This window comes from Pseudomonas sp. E45-MNA-CIBAN-0222 (assembly GCF_040310405.1).
Lineage (GTDB): Bacteria > Pseudomonadota > Gammaproteobacteria > Pseudomonadales > Pseudomonadaceae > Stutzerimonas > Stutzerimonas stutzeri_AC.
On sequence record NZ_JBEOPU010000155.1, the window covers coordinates 1 to 259 of the forward strand.

The following is a 259-nucleotide window of genomic DNA, read 5'->3' on the forward strand; positions in this document are numbered from 1 at the left end:
GCTTGGTACGGGCGCATCAGCCAGACCCACCGATATTTCCCTATGGGAAATCGGCCGTTATGTCGAGGAAGTCGAAACTGTGCGCCAGGCGCTCAGCCTGGGCCGCGTGCACGTGTTGGGCCATTCCTGGGGCGGCTGGCTGGGTATCGAGTACGCCATTCACTATCCTGACGCGCTTAAAAGCCTGATCCTGGAAAATACCGTCGGTGACATTCCGCACCTGTCCCAGGAGCTCGAACGCCTGCGCGGCGCTTTGGGC

At 61.0% G+C, this 259-nt stretch carries 1 protein-coding gene; it reads left to right on the forward strand.

Annotated features, from left to right (window positions below):
- On the forward strand, positions 1 to 259 hold a 259-nt coding region (locus tag AAEZ08_RS23145; RefSeq protein ID WP_500125211.1), incomplete at both ends, for an alpha/beta fold hydrolase.